The following is a 23,039-nucleotide window of genomic DNA, read 5'->3' as shown; positions in this document are numbered from 1 at the left end:
AATATTATTTATAATTTATATAAATTAATTAAAAATTTTAATAAAATTAATAAAAATAAATAAAATAATTTCATTATTATAAATAAATTTTATATTTATTTAAAATAATTAATTTTTAATTTTATTAAAATTTATTTAAATAAATATTTTTATATATAAACATATTAATAATATTAATTATAATTATATAATACTTATTATGTAATAAATTTTTTTATAAAAAGAAATATTATGCCATTAATTACTTTAAAAAATAATAAAAATTATTTTTTTAAAAATTCTATATCTTTATATGATATAGCAAGTAAAATTTATCCAAATAAAAAACAATTATATATTGCAGGATATATTAATGGTAAATTAGTAGATATGATAGATTTAGTTGATCAAGATTCAAAGATAGAATTTATTACAATTAAAAATACAGAAAGTATAAAAATTATACGAAATTCTTGTATATATTTATTTGAATATGCAATAAAAAAAATTTGGCCTTCTATAAATATAATATCAAATAATATAATTGATTATGGTTTTTATTTTGACATAGAATTAAATTTTTTTTTAAAAAAAAATGATTTTAATAAAATAGAAAATTTTATAAATAAATTAATTTATAAAAATTATAAAATTTTAAAAAAAAAAATTAATATAAAAGAAGCATTTAAGATTTTTAATAAAAAAGATGAAAAATTTAAAAAATATTTTTTAAATAAAAAAATAAATAAAAATAAATTTTTAAATATTTATTATTATAAAAATTATTTAAATATTTCTAATATACCTCATGTATCAAATATAAATTTTTGTAAATATTTTAAATTAATTAAAATTTCTTTTTTAGATAAAAATATTAATAATAATTGCATATTACAAAGAATATATATAACTTCTTGGAGAAATAAAAAAGAATTAGATAATTATTTAAATTCTTTTAAAGAAATATTAAAACGTGATCATAGAAAAATTAATAAACAACTTAATTTATATGATATCCAAGAAAATTTACCTGGAATGGTTTTTTGGAATAAAAATGGTTTTATAATTTTTAAAGAATTAAAAAAATTTATAAGAAAAAAATTAAAAAAATATAATTATAAAGAAGTTAAAACTCCATTTATGATGAATAAATCTTTATGGAAAAAAACTGGGCATTGGAAAAATTTTTCTGATAAAATGTTTTCTATTTCATCAGAAAATATTGAATATTGTATTAAACCAATGAATTGTCCAGGACATATTCAAATATTTAAAATAGGAATAAAATCTTATAAAAATCTTCCTTTTCGTATAGCAGAATTTGGTATATGTCATCGTAAAGAACCATCAGGTTCTTTACATGGATTAATGAGATTAAAAGAATTTACACAAGATGATGCTCATATTTTTTGTACAAAAAAACAAGTATATAATGAAATAAAAAAGTGTATAAATATGACATATGATATATATAAAATATTTGGTTTTAAAAAAATTTTAGTAAAATTTTCTACTAAACCAAAAAAATATATTGGAAGTGATGAAATTTGGAAAAGTGCAGAAAAAGATTTAGAAAATGTTCTTAAAAATAATAATATTAAATTTACATATGAATATGGTAATGGTGCATTTTATGGTCCTAAGATTGAATTTACTTTATTAGATTCTTTAAATAGATTGTGGCAATGTGGTACAATTCAACTTGATTTTTTTCTTTCAATAAGATTAAATGCTACATATATTAATGAAAAAAATGAAAAAAAATTTCCTATTATAATACATAGAGCTATTTTAGGATCTATTGAAAGATTTATAGGAATAATAACAGAAGAATATATAGGAAATTATCCTACTTGGTTATCACCAATACAAGTAATATTAATTAATATTACTTATAATCAAGAAAGTTATATTAAAAAAATAAAAAAAATAATATCTTTAGAAGGAATACGAGTTAAAAAAGATTTAAGAAATGAAAAAATAGGATTTAAAATTCGTGAACATATTTTATCTAAAATACCATATATAATTATTTGTGGAGATAAAGAAGTAAAAAATAATACAGTATCTCTTAGAACAAGATATGGAAAAAATTTAAATAATATAAGTTTAATTCAAGCTATAAAAGATATTAAAAAAGATATTGTAAAAAAAAATATTTTTAATAAGGGGGAATAAAATATTAAAGTCGGAAAAAAAAATCAAATAATAAATTTTTATCGAATTAATAAAGAAATTTTAGCTAAAAAAATTCGATTAACTGGTATAAAAAATGAACAGCTTGGAATTATGAGTTTAATTCAAGCTTTAAAAATTTCAGAAAAATTAGAAGCAGATTTAGTAGAAATAAGTCCAAATGCTGAACCTCCAGTATGTAAGATAATGGATTATGGAAAATTTTTATATAAAAAAAGAAAAGCTGCTAAAGATCAAAAAAAGAAACAAAAAAAAATACAAATTAAAGAAATAAAATTTAGACCTAATACAGATAAAAATGATTATAATATTAAGTTAAAAAGTTTAATTAAATTTCTTAAAGATGGTAATAAAGTAAAAATTACTCTTAGATTTAGAGGAAGAGAAATGGCTCATCAAAAATTAGGTATACAAGTATTAAATCGTGTTAAAGAAGATTTAATTAAAATATCAATAATAGAATTTTTTCCTAATAAAGTTGAAGGACGTCAAGCTACTATGATACTTTCACCAAAAAAAAATTATTAAAAATTAAATAAATTAATTAATAATATTTTAAAATTAAAAAAATAACTTAATTAAATAATTAATATAAAACATATTAATTTTTATACAAATAAAATTCATTATTTAAATATTAGGAATTAATTTATGCCAAAAATAAAAACTATTAAAAGTTCTAATAAAAGATTTAAAAAAACTTCTTCTGGTCTTTTAAAGAAAAAAAATTCTAATATGCGTCATATTCTTACTAAAAAATCTACTAAACGTAAACGTCATCTTCGTTCTAAATCTTTAGTTTCAAAAAAAGATAAAAAAATAATTTTTCGTTGTTTACCTTATTTGTAAGGTATATAAAATAATTAATTAAATATTGTTAAATTTAGGAGAATATATGGCGCGTGTTAAACGTGGAGTTATTGCTCATGCACGTCATAAAAAAATTTTAAAAAAAGCAAAGGGTTATTATGGTGCACGTTCTCGTGCATATAAAATAGCTTATCAAGCTGTTATAAAGGCAGGGCAATATTCTTATCGTGATCGTAAACAAAAAAAAAGAAATTTTCGTTCATTATGGATTACTCGTATTAATGCAGCTGCTAGACAAAATGGATTATCTTATAGTAAATTGATTTATGGATTAAAAAAATCTTCTATTTTAATTAATAGAAAAATTTTATCTGATATTGCAATTTTTGATAAAGATACATTTAATAAAATATCAAATAAAATAAAATTTATATAATATATATATTTATTTTAATTTAAAATATTAAATAATTTTATTAAAATTTTTAAAAATATTTAATTTTTTAAAAATAAAAAAAAGAGGTAAAAAATGCTTTATCTTGATAAGATTATTATTAAATCAAAAAAAAATATAAAAAATTGTCAAGATATAAGTCAAATAAAAAATTTAAAAATTAAACTTTTTGGAAAAAAAAGTGAATTAAATAAATATATGAAAAATTTTAAATATTTTTCTAAAGAAAAAAAAATAATTTTAGGAAAAAAATTTAATAAATCTATAAAAATAATTAAAAAAAAATTAAAAAAACGTCAAAACTTTTTAGAAAAAAAATTATTAAAATTAGAAATTAATAAAAAAATAGATATATCTCTTCCTGGTCGTAGTAAATTATTTCATGGAAATTTACATCCTATAACTCAAACTATTAATTGTATTGAGGATTTTTTTAATAAATTTGGTTTTATTAGTATAAATGGATCTGAAATAGAAGATAGTTATCATAATTTTGATGCTTTAAATATATTATCTGATCATCCAGCACGTAATATAAATGATACTTTTTGGTTTGATAAAAATAGATTACTTCGTACACAAACTTCTAGTATTCAGATTCATATTTTAAAAAATAAAAATATACCAATTCGTATTATTTCTTATGGTAAGGTTTATCGTAAAGATTATGATAAAAATCATACACCTATGTTTCATCAAATAGAAGGATTAAATGTTGATAAAAATATAAATATAATAGATTTAAAAAATATTTTAAAAAGTTTTTTAGATTATTTTTTTGAAAAAAAAGTAAAATTACGTTTTAGATCATCTTATTTTCCATTTACAGAACCATCTTTAGAAATAGATATTTTAAATAAACAAAATAAATGGATAGAAATATTAGGATGTGGTATGGTACATCCTGATATATTATATAATGCAAAAATTAATACAAATAAATATTCTGGATTTGCCTTTGGAATTGGTATTGAAAGATTAACTATGTTACGTTATGGAATATCTGACTTAAGAATATTTTTTGAAAATGATTTGCGTTTTTTAAAACAATTTTAAAAATGATATTTTAAATGAAATTTAGTGAATTTTGGTTAAGAGAATTTATAAAAATTAAAATAGATAGAAAAACTTTAATTAATCAATTAACAATAAATGCTGGATTAGAAGTTGAAAGTATTAAACCAGTTTCAATTAATTTTAAAAAAATTGTTATTGGTAAAGTAATAAATTGTATTAAAAATAAAGATATTAAAAATAAATATATTATTAATATAGATATTGCATCTAAAAATATAATCAATATTATATCTAATTTTTTTTGTAAAAAAAATACTTATGTTGTAGTAGCGAAATCAGGTGCAATTCTTCCATCTGGAAAAATTATAAAAACTTTTTATAATAAAAATTATATATCAGAAGGAATTTTATGTTCTTTTTTTGATATTGGAATATATGAATATTCTAATATTTTAATAGAGTTACCAAATAATTCTCCTATTGGATATGATTTTTATAAGTATTTTAAACTTAATGATTATATATTAAAAATTAATACTCCTCATAATCGTAGTGATACTTTAAGTTTATTAGGAATAGCAAGAGAATTATCAGCAATTAATAATTGTTCTATTATTAATTATAAAAAAAAAATTATATTAAAAAAAAATAATGATAAAATAAAAATTAAAATAAAAGCTTTAGAAGCTTGTCCTAATTATACAGGGAGAATTATTAATAATGTTAATTTAAAAGTTAATACTCCATTATGGATGAAAGAAAAATTAAGAAGATCTGATTTATATTCTAATAATTTAATAAATAATATTACTAATTATGTTCTTTTAGAATTAGGACAACCAATCCAAATTTTTTTTAAAAATTTTATTAATAAAAAATTAATTATTAGAATGGCAAAAAAAAATGAAAAATTTATTTTTAATAAAAAAAAAATAATTATTAAATCTTCAAATACATTAGTAATATCAGATAATAAAAAAATACTAACAATTGCAGGTATTTCTAATAATTTAAAATTAAATAAAAATTGCTCAATATATGATTTATTAATAACATCAGCTTTTTTTAATCCAAAATATATTTTAAAAAATTTCAATCAATATAAATTAAAAAATAGTCCTACATTAGATAGATATATAAAAGGAATAGATCCTTCTATTCAAATTTATGCAATAGAACATATTACAGATTTATTTATTAAAATATGTGGAGGAGAACCAGGACCTATTATTAATATTAAAAATAAATCTTTTTTTAAAAAAGAATTTTTTATAAAATTTAATAGAAAAAATTTATATAATGTTTTAGGATATTATATTCCTAATAAAAAAATAAAAGAAATATTAAATAATCTTGGATATAAAATAAAAAAAATAAATTCTGAATGGAAAGTAAAAATTCCTAAATGGCGTTTTGATATAAAAATAAAAGAAGATTTAATAGAAGATATTGCAAGAATATATGGATATGATAATATATCTAAAATTAAAATAAAAAAATTATTAAATTATTCTTATATTCCTAAAGAAAATAATTCTCTTTTACAAGTTAAAAATTTACTTATAAATAGAGGATATCAAGAAATTATTACATATAGTTTTGTAAATCCAAAGATACAAAATTTATTACATCCAAAAATAAAATCTTGTTCTATATTAAATCCAATTTCTAAAGAAATGTCAGTAATGCGTGTATCATTATTAACTGGTTTAATTAATACTTTAATATATAATTATAAAAGACAACAAAAAAATATACGTTTATTTGAAAGTGGATTAAGATTTATACCAAATTTAAAAAAAAAATTAAAAGTACAAGAAGATTTAATGTTATCTGGAATAATTTTTGGAGAAAGATTTAATGAACATTGGGATTTACCAAATAATTTTATAGATTTTTATGATATAAAAGGAGATTTAGAAGATATTTTTCAATTAATAGGTATATTAGAAAATATAGAATTAAAAAAAACAACATATTCATTTTTACATCCAAAGAAAAGTGCAAAAATTTATTTTAAAAATAAATTAATTGGATATATAGGTATGATTCATCCATTTTTAGAAAAAAAATTTGATTTAAATAATAATATATTTGTATTTGAATTTATATGGAAAAAATTCTTTAAAAAACAAATAACAAAATTAAGTAATATATCTCGTTTTCCTTATAATAGACGTGATATTTCTATTATTTTAAAAGAAAATATTTCTGCATCAGAAATAATTAATGAATGTAAAAAAATAAATGAAAATAAATTAATTGATATAAATTTATTTGATATATATAGAGGAAAAAATATAAAAAATGGATTTAAAAGTTTTTCTATTAGCTTTATATTACAAAGTTATACTCATACTTTAAAAGAAAATGAAATCACTTTAATTATTAATAAATATATATCTATATTGAAAAAAAAATTTCAAGTATTTTTGAGAGATTAAAATATGACACTTACTAAATCTGAAATTTCAGAATATTTATTTAAAAAAATAAAACTAAATAAAAAAAATTCTAAAAGAATAGTTGAAACATTTTTTGAAGAAATACGTCGTTCTTTAGAAAATGGAGAACAAGTTAAATTATCAGGATTTGGAAATTTTGATTTAAGACATAAAAAAGAAAGACCTGGTAGAAATCCTAAAACTGGAAAAAATATACCTATTTCTGCTAGAAGAGTAGTAACCTTCCATCCTGGTCAAAAATTAAAAAATAGAGTAGAAAATAATTTAATTAAAAAATAAATTTTAAAAGGTCGTAAAGTAACGACCTTTTAAATATTTTATATAAATTATTTTTATAAATTTTAAGTTTAAAATTTATAAAAATAATTATAATTAATAATATTTTTTTAAAAAATTAAATTAATAAATTAAATATATAAAAATTAATAAATATTTTATTTATAAAATATAAATTATTATATTTATTATAAATATAATTTATTTTTATAAATTTAATTTGTTTATAAAAAAAGGATTATAAAATTATGATTAATTTAAAAAATAAGATTAATAATAAAATACCAATGACATTAAATGGAGCTAATAAATTACAAAAAGAACTTGATTATTTAATAAATATACGAAGATCAGAAATTATTAAGGATATTTCAAAAGCACGAGAATATGGAGATTTAAAAGAAAATTCTGAATATCATTCAGCACGTGAACAACAGAGTTTTTGTGAAGGAAAAATTCAAGAAATTAAAAATAAATTAAATAATGCTTTAATTATTGATACAAATAAAATTATTAAAAATGGAAAAGTTGTATTTGGATCTACTGTAAGTATTAAAAATTGTTTTAATAATAAAGTTTATTCTTATAAAATTGTTGGAAATGATGAAGCAGATTTAAAAAAAAAATTAATCTCTATTAATACTCCAATTTCTAGAGGTTTAATAGGTAAAAAAATAGGAAATATTGTAAATATAAATACTCCAGGAGGAAAAGTAAAATATAAAATAATTAATATTAAATATATATAAAAAATTTTTAAAAAATATTAAAAAAAAAGTTAATATTTATTATTTTTAATAAATAAATATGTAAAATATTTTTTTGAAATTATTTATTGATAAATTATAAATATAATTTATAATATATAATAAATAATATTAAATAATTTATAAATAATTAATTAAAAATAAATATATTTAATATAAATTAAAAAAGTTTTTTTAAAAAAAAATTTATTTGTAGGAAAAATATGTTAAATAAAAATAAAAAAAATTTTTTTTTTAAAATTGAAAGAATATATACTAAAGATGTTTCTTTTGAGTCTCCAAATTCTCCTAAAATTTTTAAAAAAAAATGGAATCCTAAAATACAAATAGATTTAGATACTAATTCATATAAATTATATGAAAATTTTTATGAAGTTATATTAAAAATAAAGTTAATAGCAAAAACAGAAGAAATTATTGCATTTATTTGTGAAATTCAAAAAGCAGGTATTTTTAATATTTCAGGAATTGATAAAAAACAAATTTCTTATTATTTAGGATCTTATTGTCCTAATATTATTTTTCCTTATATTCGTGAATCTATTTCTAATCAAATAATAAATGGAAGTTTTCCACCATTAAATATAAATCCAATTAATTTCGATCATTTATTTATTGAACATAATAAAATAAATAATAAATAAATTTTTAATTAATTTAAAAATATATGTTAAATAACATTATCTTTTTCATAATTTTCATAAAAATTATCAAATCTAGAAAATTTTCCATTAAATGTTAATTTAATATTTCCTATTGGTCCATTTCTTTGTTTTCCGATAATAATTTCAGCAATACCTTTAAGATCACTATTTGTATGATATACTTCATCTCTATATATAAAGATGATTAAATCAGCATCTTGTTCAATAGATCCAGATTCTCTTAAATCTGAATTAATTGGTCTTTTATCAGATCTTTGTTCTAAGCTTCTATTAAGTTGAGATAAAGCTATAACTGGTACACTTAATTCTTTTGCAAGAGATTTAAGAGCACGAGATATTTCTGCAATTTCTAATGTTCTATTTTCAGAAAATGAAGGAACTTTCATTAATTGTAAATAATCAACCATAATTAAACTTAATCCATTGTTTTCTTTGAAAATTCTTCTAGATCTAGCTCTAATTTCCATAGGGGTTAAACTAGAAGAATCATCTATATATACATTTCTTTTTTTTAGAATTAAACCCATAGTATTTGAAATTTTTGACCAATCATCATCACTTAATTGACCTGTTCTTATTTTAGTTTGATCTACTCTAGATAAAGAAGACAACATACGTATCATTATTTGTTCTCCTGGCATTTCTAAACTAAAAATTAAAACTGGTTTTTTTTCTGTTATAGCTACATTTTCACATAAATTCATAGCAAATGTTGTTTTTCCCATTGATGGACGAGCAGCAATAACAATAAGATCAGATTTTTGTAATCCAGAAGTTTTTTTATCTAAATCTTCATATCCACTAGAAAGACCAATTACTCCGTTGTATGGTTTTTTATATAATTTTTCAATTTGAATTGCTGTTTTTTCTAAAAAAAAATCAATATTTTTTGGTCCATCATTTTTTTTCATACGAGTTTCAGCTATTTGAAAAACTTTAGATTCTGCAAAATCTAATAAATCTTCACTTTTTCTTCCTTGAGGATTATATCCAGCAGAAGAAATTTCATTAGCAACTGTAATTATTTCTCTAACAATTGCTCTTTCTCTAACAATTTCAGTATAAGCAGAAATATTAGCAGAACTAGGAATATTTTTTGAAAGTTCAGCTAAATATGCAAATCCTCCTACTGGATTTAATATTCCTTTTTGTTCTAAAGATTCGGATAATGTAATTAAATCTATAGGTTGATTAATTTCAAGTAATATTTTCATTTCATTAAAAATAATTTGATGAGGACGATTAAAAAAATCATTAGATTTAATTCTTTCAATTACTTCATCCCATTTATTATTATCTAACATTAATCCTCCTAAAATTGATTGTTCTGCTTCTAACGAGTATGGAGGAATTTTAATATTTTTTGTTCTTGATTTAAATAAAAAATTTCTTTTATTTATAAAATTATTTTTTATCATAAAATTATTTTTTTTCCTTATAAAAAAAATTATTTTTTATATAAAATATAAATATATTTTTTATTTATACAAATTTATATAAAATTTATATAAATTAAAATTATTTAATAAGTATTTTTTAAAAATAAAAAATTAATTTAAAATTTAATAATTTTTTTATAAATTTTTTATTAATATTTATTATTTATATAATATATTTTTTAATAAAAAATTTTATTAAAAATATATATTTTACACTAAAAATAGTATTACTAAAAATTTTTTAAAAAATTTTTTAAAAATTATTTATTTATTAAATAAATATGATATGTTCATATATAAATATAAATTTTTAATTTAAAATTAATAAATTATTATTTAATAAATATAAATTTTTTAAAAATATTAATTTTAATTAATTTAATTAAATTTATAAGTTATTAACTATATGAAAAAAATTTTTTATAGTATAAAATATTTTTAATATAAAAGTATTTTTATACTAAAAATTATCTTTTTTAAAAAATTAAAACATAAATATATCTATATTTTAACTTTTTAAAAAACAAATATTTTATAATAGAGGTTTTGTATGGAAGATATTTCTATGCGTGCAATGTTAAAAGCTGGTGTACATTTTGGTCATCAAACTCGTTATTGGAATCCAAAAATGAAACCATTTATTTTTGGTTCAAGAAATAAAATTCATATTATAAATTTAGAGCAAACAATACCAATGTATAAATATGCTCTTAATGAAATTAAAAAAATATCTTTTAATAGAGGAAAAATTCTTTTTGTTGCAACAAAAAAAGTTGCTAGTAAATCTATAAAATATGCTGCAAAAAAATGTAATCAATTTTTTGTAAATCATAGATGGTTAGGTGGGATGCTTACTAATTGGAAAACTGTTAGACAATCAATTAAAAGATTGAAAGATCTTGAATTACAATCAAAAGATGGAACTTTTAATAAATTAACTAAAAAAGAAGCTTTATTACGTATGCGTTCATTAAAAAAATTAGAAAAAAGTCTTGGTGGAATAAAAGATATGGGTGGTTTACCAGATGCTTTATTTGTTATAGATGCACATCATGAAAATATTGCAATAAAAGAAGCAAGTAATTTAGGAATTCCTATTTTTTCAATAGTTGATACAAATACTAATCCAGATAAAATAGATTATATTATTCCAGGAAATGATGATTCAATACGTTCTATAAATCTTTATTTAAAAGATGTAGTTAATTATATTAAAAAAGGTTTAATAAAAAAATCTGAAAATTTTAATAAAAAATTTGATAATTTAAATAAAATATAAATTTAATTATTTTTATATATTGAATAATTAAATTTTATTAAAAAAAATTTTATATATTATATTTTAAATAATTTATTAAAAAATAAAAATTAATTATATTAATAACATATAGGAAATCTATGACAAATATTACAATAAATTTAGTAAAAATATTAAGATATCGTACTGGATTAGGAATTATAGAATGTAAAAATGCTTTAATAAAATCTAAAGGAGATATAGAATTAGCAATTGATTATTTAAGAAAAACTGGAATTAAAAATTTTTTAAAAATAACTAAAAAAGATTCTAAAGAAGGAATTATAATTTCAGGTATATCTAGAAATAATAAATATGGTATAATTATTGAATTAAATTGTGAAACTGATTTTGTTGCAAAAAATAAATATTTTAAAAATTTTTGTTATGAAATAATTAACACTTCTTTATCTAAAAAAATAGATAATATAAAAAGTATAAGAGATATTTTAAAATATAAAAATAAAGATATAATAAATAAATTAGGAGAAAATATTAAAATTAATCGTTTTAATTTTTTAAAAGGAAATTATATATGTTCTTATATTCATAATGAAAAAATAGGAGTATTATTGTGTGCAAATAAATATCATAATATTTTAAAAAAAATTGCCATGCATATAGCTGCAAGTTTTCCAAAATATATAGATATAAAAGATATACCTAATAAAGTTTTAAAACATGAATATAATATTCAATTAGAAATTGCAATAAAATCAGGAAAATCAAAGGAAATATCTAAAAAAATTGTTACAGGAAGAATGAAAAAATTTTCTGAAAATATTTCTTTAGTAAATCAACATTTTATTTTTAATCCTAAAATAATTGTTAAAGAAATTTTAAAAGAAAATGATATTTTTATAAAAAAATTTATTTATATGAAAGTAAATCAAAATAATTAAAAAATATAATAAAATACATTATATAATTAATTATATTTTAATTTTTTTTATTTTTTTTAATAAAATTTTAAAAAATATTAATTTTTTAATTTATTAAAATAAATTTTTTATAAAATAAGAAATTTTTTTATTTTATATAAAACATATATTTATAAATATAATTTAAATATTTTTATAAAATATTTAATAATTAAATATATATAATTTTATTTATTTAATTTAAAAATTAATTTTAATAAAAATTTTTATTAAAAATATAAAATTTATAAGGTAAATAATTTTGATTAAAAAATTTTATCAAGATACTGAATTAAAAATGAAAAAATGTATAAATACATTTATATCATCTATTAATAATTTTAGAATAGGAAAAATTTCTACAAATATTCTTGATGGAATAAAAATTCCATATGATAAAAATTGTTATGTTTTATTAAAGAAAATTTCTAACATTACTTTAAAAAATTCTAATACTTTAAGTATTACAGTATTTGATAAAAAATTTGTTTCTATTATAAAAAAAACAATTTTAATTTCAAATTTAGGAGTTAATCCATTTTCTAATGGATCTATAATATATTTATCTTTTCCACAAATTTCTGAAGAAAGAAGAAAAGAATTATTAAAAATAATAAAATCTTATGTTGAAAATAGTAAAGTTTCTATTAGAAATATAAGAAGAGAATCTAATAATATAATAAAAAAAAATTTAAAGAAAAAAATAATTAATAAAGATCAAGAATATAATATGCAAAATCAAATAAATAAATTAACAGATTATTCAATTAAAAATTTAGATAAAATATTTTTAGAAAAAGAAAAAGATATTTTTAAATAATTTTTATAAAAATTTATATATTTATATAATATATATTATTAATTTATTAAAATATTTTAATTAAATTTTTTAAAAGTATATAGTTTTATTATTAATAAAAATTTTTTATATAATTTTTTAAAATTATTTATTATTTAATTATTTAAATTTAATTTTATTAAGTTCAAATAATTAAGATAATATATATATTATATATATAAAATAATATATAAATAATTAAAATTTTTAATAAAAATATTATAAAATTTAAAATAAAATTAATAAATAAAAATTAAATATTTTATAAATGAAAAAATTAATTTCAAATATTCCTAATCATATAGCTATAATTATGGATGGAAATAGTAGATGGGCAAAAAAATTAAATAAATTACCTATATTTGGACATAAAGCTGGAATTAAATCTATGTTAGAAATTATATTTTTTTCCATAAAAAGTAATTTAAAATCATTAACATTATTTGCATTTAGTAGTGAAAATTGGAATAGATCTCCTCAAGAATTATCAGAATTAATTAATCTTTTTACTAAAAAAATATATGAAAAATCAAAAATTTTAAATAAATATAATGTTAAAATTCATATAATTGGTAATATTTTAATGTTTAATAAAAAATTTCAAAAAAATATTAAATTATCTGAAAAACTTACATATAATAATACTGGTTTAATTTTAAATATTGCAATAAATTATGGAGGACGTTGGGATATTATAGAGGGAATAAAAAAATTTTATAAAAAAATTATTGATAAAAATATTAAATTAAAAAATATTAATGAAAATATTTTTAATAAGTATATTTGTCTTAATAAACAAAAACCAATAGATCTTCTTATAAGAACAGGTGGAGAATTAAGAATAAGTAATTTTTTACTTTGGCAAATTGCTTATTCTGAATTTTTTTTTACTGATATATTATGGCCAGATTTTAAAAATTTTCATTTTAAAAAAGCTATTTATGATTTTTCTAAAAGAAAAAGAAGATTTGGAAAAAGCTCATAAAACTAATTATTAATTATTAAATAAAATTTTTTTATTAAAAATAAAAATAATTTTTATTTATATAATTTTAATTTTTATTAAAATTTTATTATTATTTTATTTATATATAAATTTATTTATATATTTTAATAAAATTATTTATATTATTAATATAATATAATATATTAAATTTATAAAATTAAATATTTTAAATAAAAATTAATTTTTTTATTTTTATAGAAAAAATACTTTTTATATTATATTTATTTTATATATATTATTTTTTTATTTTTATAATTAAATTTTTAAAAAAATATAATATTTATTTATATTTTATATAATTAATATTTTTTATTTTTTTATATTAATTTACTTATATAAATATTAATATAAAAATATTAAATTTTTTATATAAATATTTATTATTTAAATAATTTTTATATCTATTTTGGATTTTTTATTATATTTATTTTAAAAATATTTTAGAAAAAAAATAAAATATTTATAAATATTTTATTTAAAAAAATTTAAAAAAAATTTTATTATTTTTTTATTTTTAAAATATATTTTTATATTTTAAATAAAATTATTTTTTTAAATTTTATATTTAAAAATTTATATTTATTATTAATTAATAATATATTTTTTTAATTTTATTAAATTTAATTTAAAATAAATTTAAAAATATATAAATATTAAATATAATTTTAAATATATGTTTTAATGTATTAAAAAAATTTGAGATTTATCATGATACAATTTATTTTTTGTTTTTTGTTATTTATTATTTCAATAATTATTTTAGTTGCAATTCATGAATTAGGACATTTTTTATTTGCAAAATTTTTTGGAATTAAAGTAAGTTGTTTTTCTATAGGTTTTGGAAAAAAATTATATAGTTGGTATGATAAAAATAATACTGAATATTCAATATCATCTATTCCGTTAGGTGGATATGTTAAAATGTTTGGTGAACCATTATCTAATTTAATTTCATTAAAAAAAAAAGAAAATTTTAATTATATAAAAATTTGGAAACGTTTTATAATAATTTTATCTGGTCCAATATTTAATTTTATTTTTGCAATATTTTTATATTGGATAATATTTTCAATTGGAATTATAAATTATAGACCAATAATTTATAATACTTTAAATAATTCTATTGCTAAAAATTCTGGAATTAATTCAAATATGGAAATTAAATCAATTAATGGAGTAAAAACTATTGATTGGAATTCAGTAAAAATTCAATTAATAAAAGAAATAGACAAAAAAAATATATGTATTGAAGTATATGATTTTTTAAAAAATATTACAGAAAAAAAAATATTAAATTTAAAAAAAATAAATATTAAAAATATAGAAAAAGATCCAATATATTTTCTTGGTATTATAAAACAAAATCCAAAAAATAGATTTATTATATCTAAAATAAATAAAAAATCATCAGCAGAAAAATCAGGTTTAAAAATTGGTGATAAACTTATTAAATTAAATAATATTAAATTAATTAATTTAAAAAATTTTAAAAAATATATTTATAATAATCCATATAAAATACATAAAATTTCTATTAAAAGAAAAAAAATAAATTTAAATATTTTTTTAAAACCTGATATTAAAATTTTAAAAAATAATAAAAAAATAGGATTATTAGGAATTAAAATAAAAAAAAATTCATATAAATATAAAGATAAAATTATATATAAATTTAATATATTAAAATCTTTTATAGAATCTATAAAAAAAACATATAATTTAATTATGTTTACTATAAATATTTTAAAAAAAATGCTTATAGGAAATATTAAAATTAGTGAATTAAATGGTCCAATTTATATAGCAAAAATTGCAAAAATTTCAGTACAATATGGATTAATATATTATTTAGAATTTTTAGCATTAATAAGTATTAATTTAGGAGTAATAAATCTTTTTCCTTTACCTATATTAGATGGAGGACATATATTATTATTAATAATAGAAAAAATTATAAAAAAACCTATATCTAAAAAAATTCAAAATTTAATTTATAAATTAAGTACAATTATTTTAATAATTTTTAATAGTATAGCTATTTTTAATGATTTATCTAAAATATAAAATTATATAATTTTATGGAAAATAAACAAAAATATGAAGATAAAAAAATTATTTGCAATAATACTATTATTAACTAGTTTTCATGTATATTCTTTTAATGAATTAAAAATAGAAAAAATATTATATAAAGGATTACAAAGAATTAATAAAAATGAAATTTTATCTAAAATTCCAATAAATATTAAAAATATTACAAAAAGAAATATAAAATTTGCAATAAATTATTTATTTTCTACAGGATATTTTGAAAATGTTAAAGCTACTTTAAATAAAAAATGTTTAATTTTTTATTTAAAAGAAAGACCTATAATAGAAAAAATTAATTTAATAGGTAATTTAAAAATAAAAAATGATATTCTTATAAAAAACATTAAAAATCAAGGAATAAAAGAAGGAAAATTTTTAAATAAAAATTTACTTTTTCATATAAAAAAAAATATAAAAGATTTTTATTATAATAAAGGAAAATTTAATATTTCTGTAAAAATTAATATAAAATATTTTTCAAAAAATAGAGTTATTTTAAATTTTAAAATTAATGAAGGAAAATATTTTAAAATTAAAAAAATTAATATTATAGGAAATAAAAAATTTTCTCATAAAACTTTAATATCTTTATTACATTTACATGATAAAATTTCATGGTGGAATTTTTTTAAAAATAGAAAATATGATAAAATTATACTTATGAAAGACTTAAAAGATATTTATAATTTTTATTATAGACAAGGTTATGCAAATTTTAACATTAATTCTATTAAAATAAATTTAGAAAAAAATAAAAAATATATTTATATTACTTTATATCTTACAGAAGGATCTCAATATAAAATTTCTTATGTAGATTTTAAATGTAATATAAATAAAAAAATAAATAAAATTAAAAAAATAATTAATAAAATTAAAATAGGAAAATTATATGATGGTATTTTTTTATTAAAAATAAAAAATGATATTAAAAATATTTTATTACAAAATGGATATATTTTTTCAAAAATAGATATAAAATCTAATTTAGATGAAAAAAATAAAAAAATTAAATTATTATTTAATATTTTTTATGGAAATCGTTATTATGTTAGATATATTATTTTTTCAGGAAATTTTATAAATAAAGATATAGTTCTTAGAAGACAATTAATACAAATGGAACAAAATATAATAAATATGGATTTTATAAAAAAAGGAAAAGAAAATTTAAATAATTTAAATTTTTTTGAAAAAGTAAATTTTAATATAATACCAGTTTTTAATAAAAAAAATCAAGTAGATGTTTTATATAATGTAAAAGAAATAAATACTGGAAATATTAATGCAGGATTAGGATTTAGTTCTAAAAATGGAATAAATTTTCAAATTAATATAAATCAATATAATTGGTTAGGAACAGGTAATTCCTTTTCATTTCATTCAACAAAAAATTCTTTTCAAGATACAACTATTTTAAATATAAAAAATCCATATATTACTTATAAAGGAATTGGTTTAAATACTAAATTTTTTTATGATGATATAAGTTCTAGTAATGAAAATATGTTGGACTATAATATTCATAGTTATGGTTCAGAAATGATTTTAAATTTTCCTTTAAAAAAGAAACATTTTTTAGGAATAGGATTAAATTATACTCATAAAAAAATTAATAATATTAAACAACAAATATCTATATGTAGATATTTAGAATCTTTTAATATTTATTCTTATAAAAGAAATGATAATTTAAAAATTAATGCTAATGATTTTTTATTTAATTTACAATGTAAAATTAATACACTAAATGATTTTTATTTTCCAAAATATGGAACATATTTTAAATTTTCTGGTATAGTTACTCTTCCTGGTTCTTATAATAAATATTATAAAATATATTCAAAATATAAATATTATTTTCCTTTAAATAAAAATAAAAATTGGATTTTTATAACTAGATTACAATTAGGATACTTATCAGGAATAAATAAAAAAGAACCACCATTTTTTGAAAATTTTTTTTCTAATAATAAAAATATTATTAGAGGATTTAGTAATAATACAATTGGTCCAAAAGCAATTTATTATAAATATAATAAATATAATATGAAATATAATAAATCTATTTTAAAAGAATCTAATATATCTATAGGTGGAAATGTTATTGGAATAGCTAATTTTGAACTTGTTATACCATTATTTTTAAATTATAAAAATAATTATAAATTAATAAGATCTTTATTTTTTATTGATATTGGTACTATTATAGATAGTAATTGGGAAAATAATAATATTACAAAAAAATTTAATATTTTAGATTATGGTGATTTTAAAAAAATTCGTATGTCATATGGAATTTCTTTTCAATGGATTTCACCAATTGGTCCATTATCATTTTCTTATGCTCAACCTATTAAAAAATATAAAAAAGATATAATCGAAAAATTTCAATTTAATATTGGAAAAATTTGGTAATTTAAAAATATATTAAATATTTTAATTTAAATTTTATTTAAAATATTTTTTATTTATAATAATATGTTTTTTAAAAAAATATTATATATTCATTAATTAGGAGTTAAAATGAAAAAATTTTTATGTTCTATATTATTATTAATAATAATAACATCTTCAATTAATGCTCAATCTTGTGATAAAATTGCTGTAGTAAATATGTCTAAAATATTTAATCAATCTTCAAAAAGAATTATAGCTTCTAAAAAAATTGAAAATGAATTTAAAGGACGAGCTTCAGAATTACAATTTCTTGAAAATAAGTTATATGAAAAAATACAAGATTTTAAAAAAAATCGTGCTACTATGAGGCCTAGTGAAAGAAATAAAATAGAAAAATCTATTTTAGAAGAACGTGAAATTTTTACAAATAAAGCTCAAATATTTGAACAAGAAAATCATAGAAGACAAATAGAAGAAAGAAAAAAAATAATAAATTATATAGAAAATATTGTAAAACATATTTCTAGAAAAAGAAAATATGAATTAGTTATTGATTCAAATTCTATTGTATATGCTCTTAATGCAAAAGATATTACAATTGATGTATTAAATCAGGTAAAATAATATGATTTCAATTCGACTATCTGATTTATCACAGAAGTTGGATGCACAATTATATGGTGATAAAAATGTTATTATTAAAGGAATTTCTTCTATAGAAAATGCAAAGACTGGAGACATAACTTTTTTATCAAATATTCGTTTTAGAAAAAAACTTTCTTTTTGTAAAGCATCAGCAATAATTATATCTGCTGATGCTTTACCTTATTGTAATATTAATGCAATTGTTGTAAAAAATCCATATTTATCTTATATACATATAATAAAAATTATGGGTTTTTTAAAAGAAATAAAAATATCTAAAAATATTAGTGATACAGCTGTGATAGATAAAAATGTAATTATTGGAAATAATACAATTATTGGAGCTAATAGTATTATTTTATCAGGTACAAAAATAGAAAATAATGTTTTTATAGGTCCTGGATGTTTTATTGGTAATAATATTAAAATTAAATTTGGTACTAAATTATTAGCTAATGTTATTATTCATAATAATGTAAAAATTGGATCTAATTGTTTTATTCAATCTGGAACAGTTATTGGATCAGATGGATTTGGTTATATTAATAATAAAAATAAATGGATTAAGATACCTCATATTGGTAGAGTAAAAATTGGTAATAAAGTAGAAATTGGATCATGTACAACTATTGATAAAGGAACTTTAGATGATACTATCATTGGAAATGGAGTAATTATTGATAATCAATGTCACATTGCACATAATGTTATTATAAAAAATAATACAGCTATTGCTGGAGGAGTTATAATAGCAGGAAGTACTTCTATAGGAAAACATTGTATGATTGGTGGAGCTAGTGTAATTAATGGACATATAAAAATTTGTGATAATGTTATTATAACAGGTATGAGTATGGTAATTCGTTCAATAAATAAATCAGGAACTTATTCTTCTGGAATGCCATTACAATCTAATACTAAATGGAAAAAAACAGCAGTTATTTTAATGAAAATAAATGATATAAGAAAAAGAATTAAAAAAATTGAAAAATTTTTAAAAAAATAATTTATATATAGTAAATGTTAAATATTTTATATAAAAATTTTATTAAAATTTGTTGAATATTAAAAATATTTAATTAATATAGCTTATTTTTATAATATAACGTTTTATTAAATAGGAAGAGTATTTTAATGTCTAATGATCATACTCTGTATATTCAAGAAATTCTAAAACTTTTACCTCATAGATTTCCATTTTTACTTATAGATAAAGTACTTAATTTTAAAAAAGGAAAATTTTTAATAGCAATAAAAAATGTTTCTTTTAATGAACCTTGTTTTCAAGGACATTTTCCAGGAAAACCAATTTTTCCAGGAGTATTAATTTTAGAATCAATGGCTCAAGCTACTGGAATTTTAGCATTTAAAAGTACAGGAGAATTAAAAACAGGTGAATTATATTATTTTGCTACTATTAATAAAGCACGATTTAAACGACCAGTACAACCAGGAGATCAAATGATTATTAAAGTATATTTTATTAAAGAACGTAATAAAATTGCAAGATTTAAAGGAATTGTTAAAGTAAATAATTATATAGTTTGTGAAGCATCTATAATGTGCGCTAGACGTATGGAGATTTAAGATAAGTGAATAATAAATCTATTTTTATACATCCTAGTACTATTATAAAAAAAGGTGCAATTATAAAATCTGGGGTTTATATTGGTCCATTTTGTTATATTGGATCAAATGTTTATATTGGTAAAAATACTATTATTAAATCTCATGTAATAATAAATGGAATTACTAAAATAGGAAAAGAAAATAAAATATATCAATTTTCATCTATTGGAGAAATTAATCAAGATTTAAAATATTTTGGAGAACCAACTAAAGTAAAAATTGGTGATAGAAATCAAATAAGAGAAAGTGTAACAATACATCGTGGGACAATACAAGGAGGTTTATTAACAAAAATAGGAAATGATAATCTTTTAATGGTTAATACACATATAGCACATGATTGTATTATAGGAAATAATTGTGTTATAGCTAATAATGCAACTTTAGGAGGACATGTTATATTAGATGATTATGTAATAATTGGTGGTATGACAGCTATACATCAATTTTGTATTATTGGTATGCATGTTATTATTGGCGGTTTTTCAGGTGTAGTTCAAGATGTTCCTCCTTTCATTATTGCTCAAGGTAATCGTGCATCTCCATTTGGTTTAAATAAAATAGGTCTTAAAAGAAATAAATTTAAAAAATCTGATATTTATGCAATAAAAATTGCTTATAAAATTATTTATAAAAAAGGAAAAACTTTAAAAGAAGTAAAATATAAATTAAAAGAACTTTCTAAAAAATATTTTATTATAAATAATTTTATAAGTTTTTTATCTAGATCACGTAGAGGAATTATAAGATAAACAATTGTTATGAATAAAATAAATATTGGTTTAGTAGCTGGAGAATCATCTGGAGATATATTAGGTGCTAATTTAATGAATTCATTAAAAAAATATATTCCTAATATAAATTTTTTTGGAATATCTGGACCTTGTATGAAAAAAGAGGGAATGGAATCTTGGTATAATATTGATGAATTATCTATAATAGGATTAACTGAAATTATAAAAAAAATACCAAGAATTTTATTTATACGAAATAATTTAATAAAACGTTTTATTAAATTAAATATAAATGTTTTTATTGGTATTGATAGTCCAGATTTTAATATTTTTTTAGAAAAAAAATTAAAAAAATCAGGAATAAAAGTAATTCATTATATAAGCCCTTCAATTTGGGCATGGAGAAAAAATCGTATATTTAAAATAAAAAATTCTGTTGATCAAATATTATCTTTTTTACCTTTTGAAAAAAAAATATATGATAAATTTAATATTCCTTGTAAATTTATTGGTCATATATTAGCAGATAATATTCCATTAAAACCAAATAAAAAAAAAGCAAGAAAAAAACTTAATATTTCTTCTAAATCTATTTGTTTAGCAATTTTACCTGGAAGTAGATTTAATGAAATTAAAAATCTTACTAAAACATTTTTATATAGTGCAAAAATTTTAAAAAATTTATTACCTAAATTAAAAATTTTAATTCCTTTTATAAATAAAGATTGTGAATATATTTTTAATAAAATATATTATAAATATACTCCTGAAATAAAAATAAAAAAATATTTTAATCAATCACATACAGTAATGATTGCATCTGATGTTGCATTAGTAGCTTCTGGTACTTCAACTTTAGAATGTATGTTAGCAAAATGTCCAATGGTTGTAGGTTATAAAGTAAATTTTTTTACTTTTCTTATAGCTAAAATTTTAATTAAAATTCCATGGATATCTCTTCCAAATATTATTGCTAATAAAAAACTTGTTAAAGAATTTTTACAAAAAGAATGTAATCCTAAAAATTTATCCAAAGAATTATATAAATTACTTATAAATAAAAATAATAATAAAATTTTATTAAAAAATTTTTATTTATTACATAAAAAAATTCGTTGTAATGCTAATAAAAAAGCAACTCGTGCTGTAATAGATCTTATTTATTCTAAATAAATATAAACGTTTTAATATTTTAAATATTTTAAATAATTTTTAAATTTATTATTTTATTTTTATAAAAAATATTTAAAATTTAAAAAAAATATATTAATTAATTAAAATTTTAATAAAATATTTATTAAATTTTTATTAATTTAAATAATTTATTTAAAATTAATATAATTTTTTTTAAAAATTTTTATATAAAAATATAAAAAATATTTTTTTAAAAAATTTTAATTTATTTTATAAT

Annotated in this window: 21 protein-coding genes; 20 read left to right on the top strand and 1 reads right to left on the bottom strand. The window is 16.4% G+C overall.

Translation table 11 applies throughout. The features are described from left to right. Positions 1-231 precede the first annotated feature (231 nt). The 9 genes from thrS (at position 232) to secB (ending at position 8,608) form a co-directional block, all read left to right on the top strand. A complete protein-coding gene (gene thrS, locus AB4W47_RS01070) occupies positions 232-2,157 on the top strand; it encodes a threonine--tRNA ligase (protein WP_367670443.1) in 1,926 nt (641 codons plus the stop codon). 3 nt (positions 2,158-2,160) lie between these two features. Further along, complete coding sequence (infC, locus tag AB4W47_RS01065) at positions 2,161-2,703, top strand: translation initiation factor IF-3 (RefSeq protein WP_367670776.1); 543 nt, start codon at positions 2,161-2,163, stop codon at positions 2,701-2,703. A 123-nt stretch (positions 2,704-2,826) separates the two neighbouring features. Next, on the top strand, positions 2,827-3,024 hold the full coding sequence (rpmI, locus tag AB4W47_RS01060) for a 50S ribosomal protein L35 (RefSeq protein WP_367670442.1): 198 nt from the start codon (positions 2,827-2,829) through the stop codon (positions 3,022-3,024). Positions 3,025-3,070: 46 nt separating this feature from the next. After that, the gene (rplT, locus tag AB4W47_RS01055) at positions 3,071-3,421 is read left to right on the top strand and encodes a 50S ribosomal protein L20 (protein WP_367670441.1); all 351 of its coding nucleotides are present in this window, start codon (positions 3,071-3,073) and stop codon (positions 3,419-3,421) included. Between the two features lie 93 nt (positions 3,422-3,514). Then, a complete protein-coding gene (gene pheS / locus AB4W47_RS01050) occupies positions 3,515-4,495 on the top strand; it encodes a phenylalanine--tRNA ligase subunit alpha (protein ID WP_367670440.1) in 981 nt (326 codons plus the stop codon). Between the two features lie 14 nt (positions 4,496-4,509). After that, positions 4,510-6,900: a phenylalanine--tRNA ligase subunit beta gene (gene pheT / locus AB4W47_RS01045; protein ID WP_367670439.1), complete on the top strand. Its 2,391-nt coding sequence runs from the start codon at positions 4,510-4,512 to the stop codon at positions 6,898-6,900. 3 nt (positions 6,901-6,903) lie between these two features. Next, positions 6,904-7,200 carry an integration host factor subunit alpha gene (locus tag AB4W47_RS01040; protein WP_367670438.1) on the top strand — a complete coding sequence of 99 codons (297 nt, stop codon included), beginning with the start codon at positions 6,904-6,906 and terminating at the stop codon, positions 7,198-7,200. Positions 7,201-7,445: 245 nt separating this feature from the next. Further along, entirely contained in the window at positions 7,446-7,946 is a 501-nt protein-coding gene (greA, locus tag AB4W47_RS01035; RefSeq protein WP_367670437.1) for a transcription elongation factor GreA, read from the top strand. Positions 7,947-8,167: 221 nt separating this feature from the next. Then, positions 8,168-8,608 carry a protein-export chaperone SecB gene (gene secB / locus AB4W47_RS01030; protein WP_367670436.1) on the top strand — a complete coding sequence of 147 codons (441 nt, stop codon included), beginning with the start codon at positions 8,168-8,170 and terminating at the stop codon, positions 8,606-8,608. 26 nt (positions 8,609-8,634) lie between these two features. Here the strand turns inward: secB and dnaB are convergent, their stop codons facing one another. Continuing rightward, entirely contained in the window at positions 8,635-10,047 is a 1,413-nt protein-coding gene (dnaB, locus tag AB4W47_RS01025; RefSeq protein WP_367670435.1) for a replicative DNA helicase, read from the bottom strand. 571 nt (positions 10,048-10,618) lie between these two features. Between dnaB and rpsB the strand changes: the two genes are divergently transcribed. The 11 genes from rpsB (at position 10,619) to lpxB (ending at position 22,801) form a co-directional block, all read left to right on the top strand. Further along, positions 10,619-11,347, top strand: a complete 729-nt coding sequence (gene rpsB / locus AB4W47_RS01020; protein WP_367670434.1) for a 30S ribosomal protein S2 — start codon at positions 10,619-10,621, stop codon at positions 11,345-11,347. Positions 11,348-11,466: 119 nt separating this feature from the next. Then, complete coding sequence (gene tsf, locus AB4W47_RS01015) at positions 11,467-12,267, top strand: translation elongation factor Ts (RefSeq protein ID WP_367670433.1); 801 nt, start codon at positions 11,467-11,469, stop codon at positions 12,265-12,267. A 280-nt stretch (positions 12,268-12,547) separates the two neighbouring features. Then, positions 12,548-13,105 carry a ribosome recycling factor gene (gene frr, locus AB4W47_RS01010; RefSeq protein WP_367670432.1) on the top strand — a complete coding sequence of 186 codons (558 nt, stop codon included), beginning with the start codon at positions 12,548-12,550 and terminating at the stop codon, positions 13,103-13,105. A 286-nt stretch (positions 13,106-13,391) separates the two neighbouring features. Then, positions 13,392-14,108, top strand: a complete 717-nt coding sequence (uppS, locus tag AB4W47_RS01005; protein WP_367670431.1) for a polyprenyl diphosphate synthase — start codon at positions 13,392-13,394, stop codon at positions 14,106-14,108. Positions 14,109-14,837: 729 nt separating this feature from the next. Further along, positions 14,838-16,193: an RIP metalloprotease RseP gene (rseP, locus tag AB4W47_RS01000; protein ID WP_367670430.1), complete on the top strand. Its 1,356-nt coding sequence runs from the start codon at positions 14,838-14,840 to the stop codon at positions 16,191-16,193. 33 nt (positions 16,194-16,226) lie between these two features. After that, the gene (bamA, locus tag AB4W47_RS00995; RefSeq protein ID WP_367670429.1) at positions 16,227-18,638 is read left to right on the top strand and encodes an outer membrane protein assembly factor BamA; all 2,412 of its coding nucleotides are present in this window, start codon (positions 16,227-16,229) and stop codon (positions 18,636-18,638) included. A 108-nt stretch (positions 18,639-18,746) separates the two neighbouring features. Next, positions 18,747-19,244 (top strand): OmpH family outer membrane protein, encoded by a 498-nt coding sequence (locus AB4W47_RS00990; protein ID WP_367670428.1) that lies wholly within the window; start codon positions 18,747-18,749, stop codon positions 19,242-19,244. 1 nt (position 19,245) lies between these two features. Beyond that, complete coding sequence (lpxD, locus tag AB4W47_RS00985) at positions 19,246-20,271, top strand: UDP-3-O-(3-hydroxymyristoyl)glucosamine N-acyltransferase (protein ID WP_367670427.1); 1,026 nt, start codon at positions 19,246-19,248, stop codon at positions 20,269-20,271. Positions 20,272-20,399: 128 nt separating this feature from the next. Next, positions 20,400-20,852 carry a 3-hydroxyacyl-ACP dehydratase FabZ gene (gene fabZ, locus AB4W47_RS00980; protein WP_367670426.1) on the top strand — a complete coding sequence of 151 codons (453 nt, stop codon included), beginning with the start codon at positions 20,400-20,402 and terminating at the stop codon, positions 20,850-20,852. A gap of 5 nt (positions 20,853-20,857) precedes the next feature. Further along, positions 20,858-21,646, top strand: a complete 789-nt coding sequence (gene lpxA / locus AB4W47_RS00975) for an acyl-ACP--UDP-N-acetylglucosamine O-acyltransferase (protein WP_367670425.1) — start codon at positions 20,858-20,860, stop codon at positions 21,644-21,646. Between the two features lie 9 nt (positions 21,647-21,655). Further along, on the top strand, positions 21,656-22,801 hold the full coding sequence (gene lpxB / locus AB4W47_RS00970) for a lipid-A-disaccharide synthase (protein WP_367670424.1): 1,146 nt from the start codon (positions 21,656-21,658) through the stop codon (positions 22,799-22,801). The last annotated feature ends 238 nt before the right edge of the window (positions 22,802-23,039 follow it).

The organism is Sodalis-like secondary symbiont of Drepanosiphum platanoidis (assembly GCF_964059955.1).
Taxonomy (GTDB): domain Bacteria; phylum Pseudomonadota; class Gammaproteobacteria; order Enterobacterales; family Enterobacteriaceae.
This window is presented reverse-complemented; position numbering and strand designations above follow the sequence as displayed.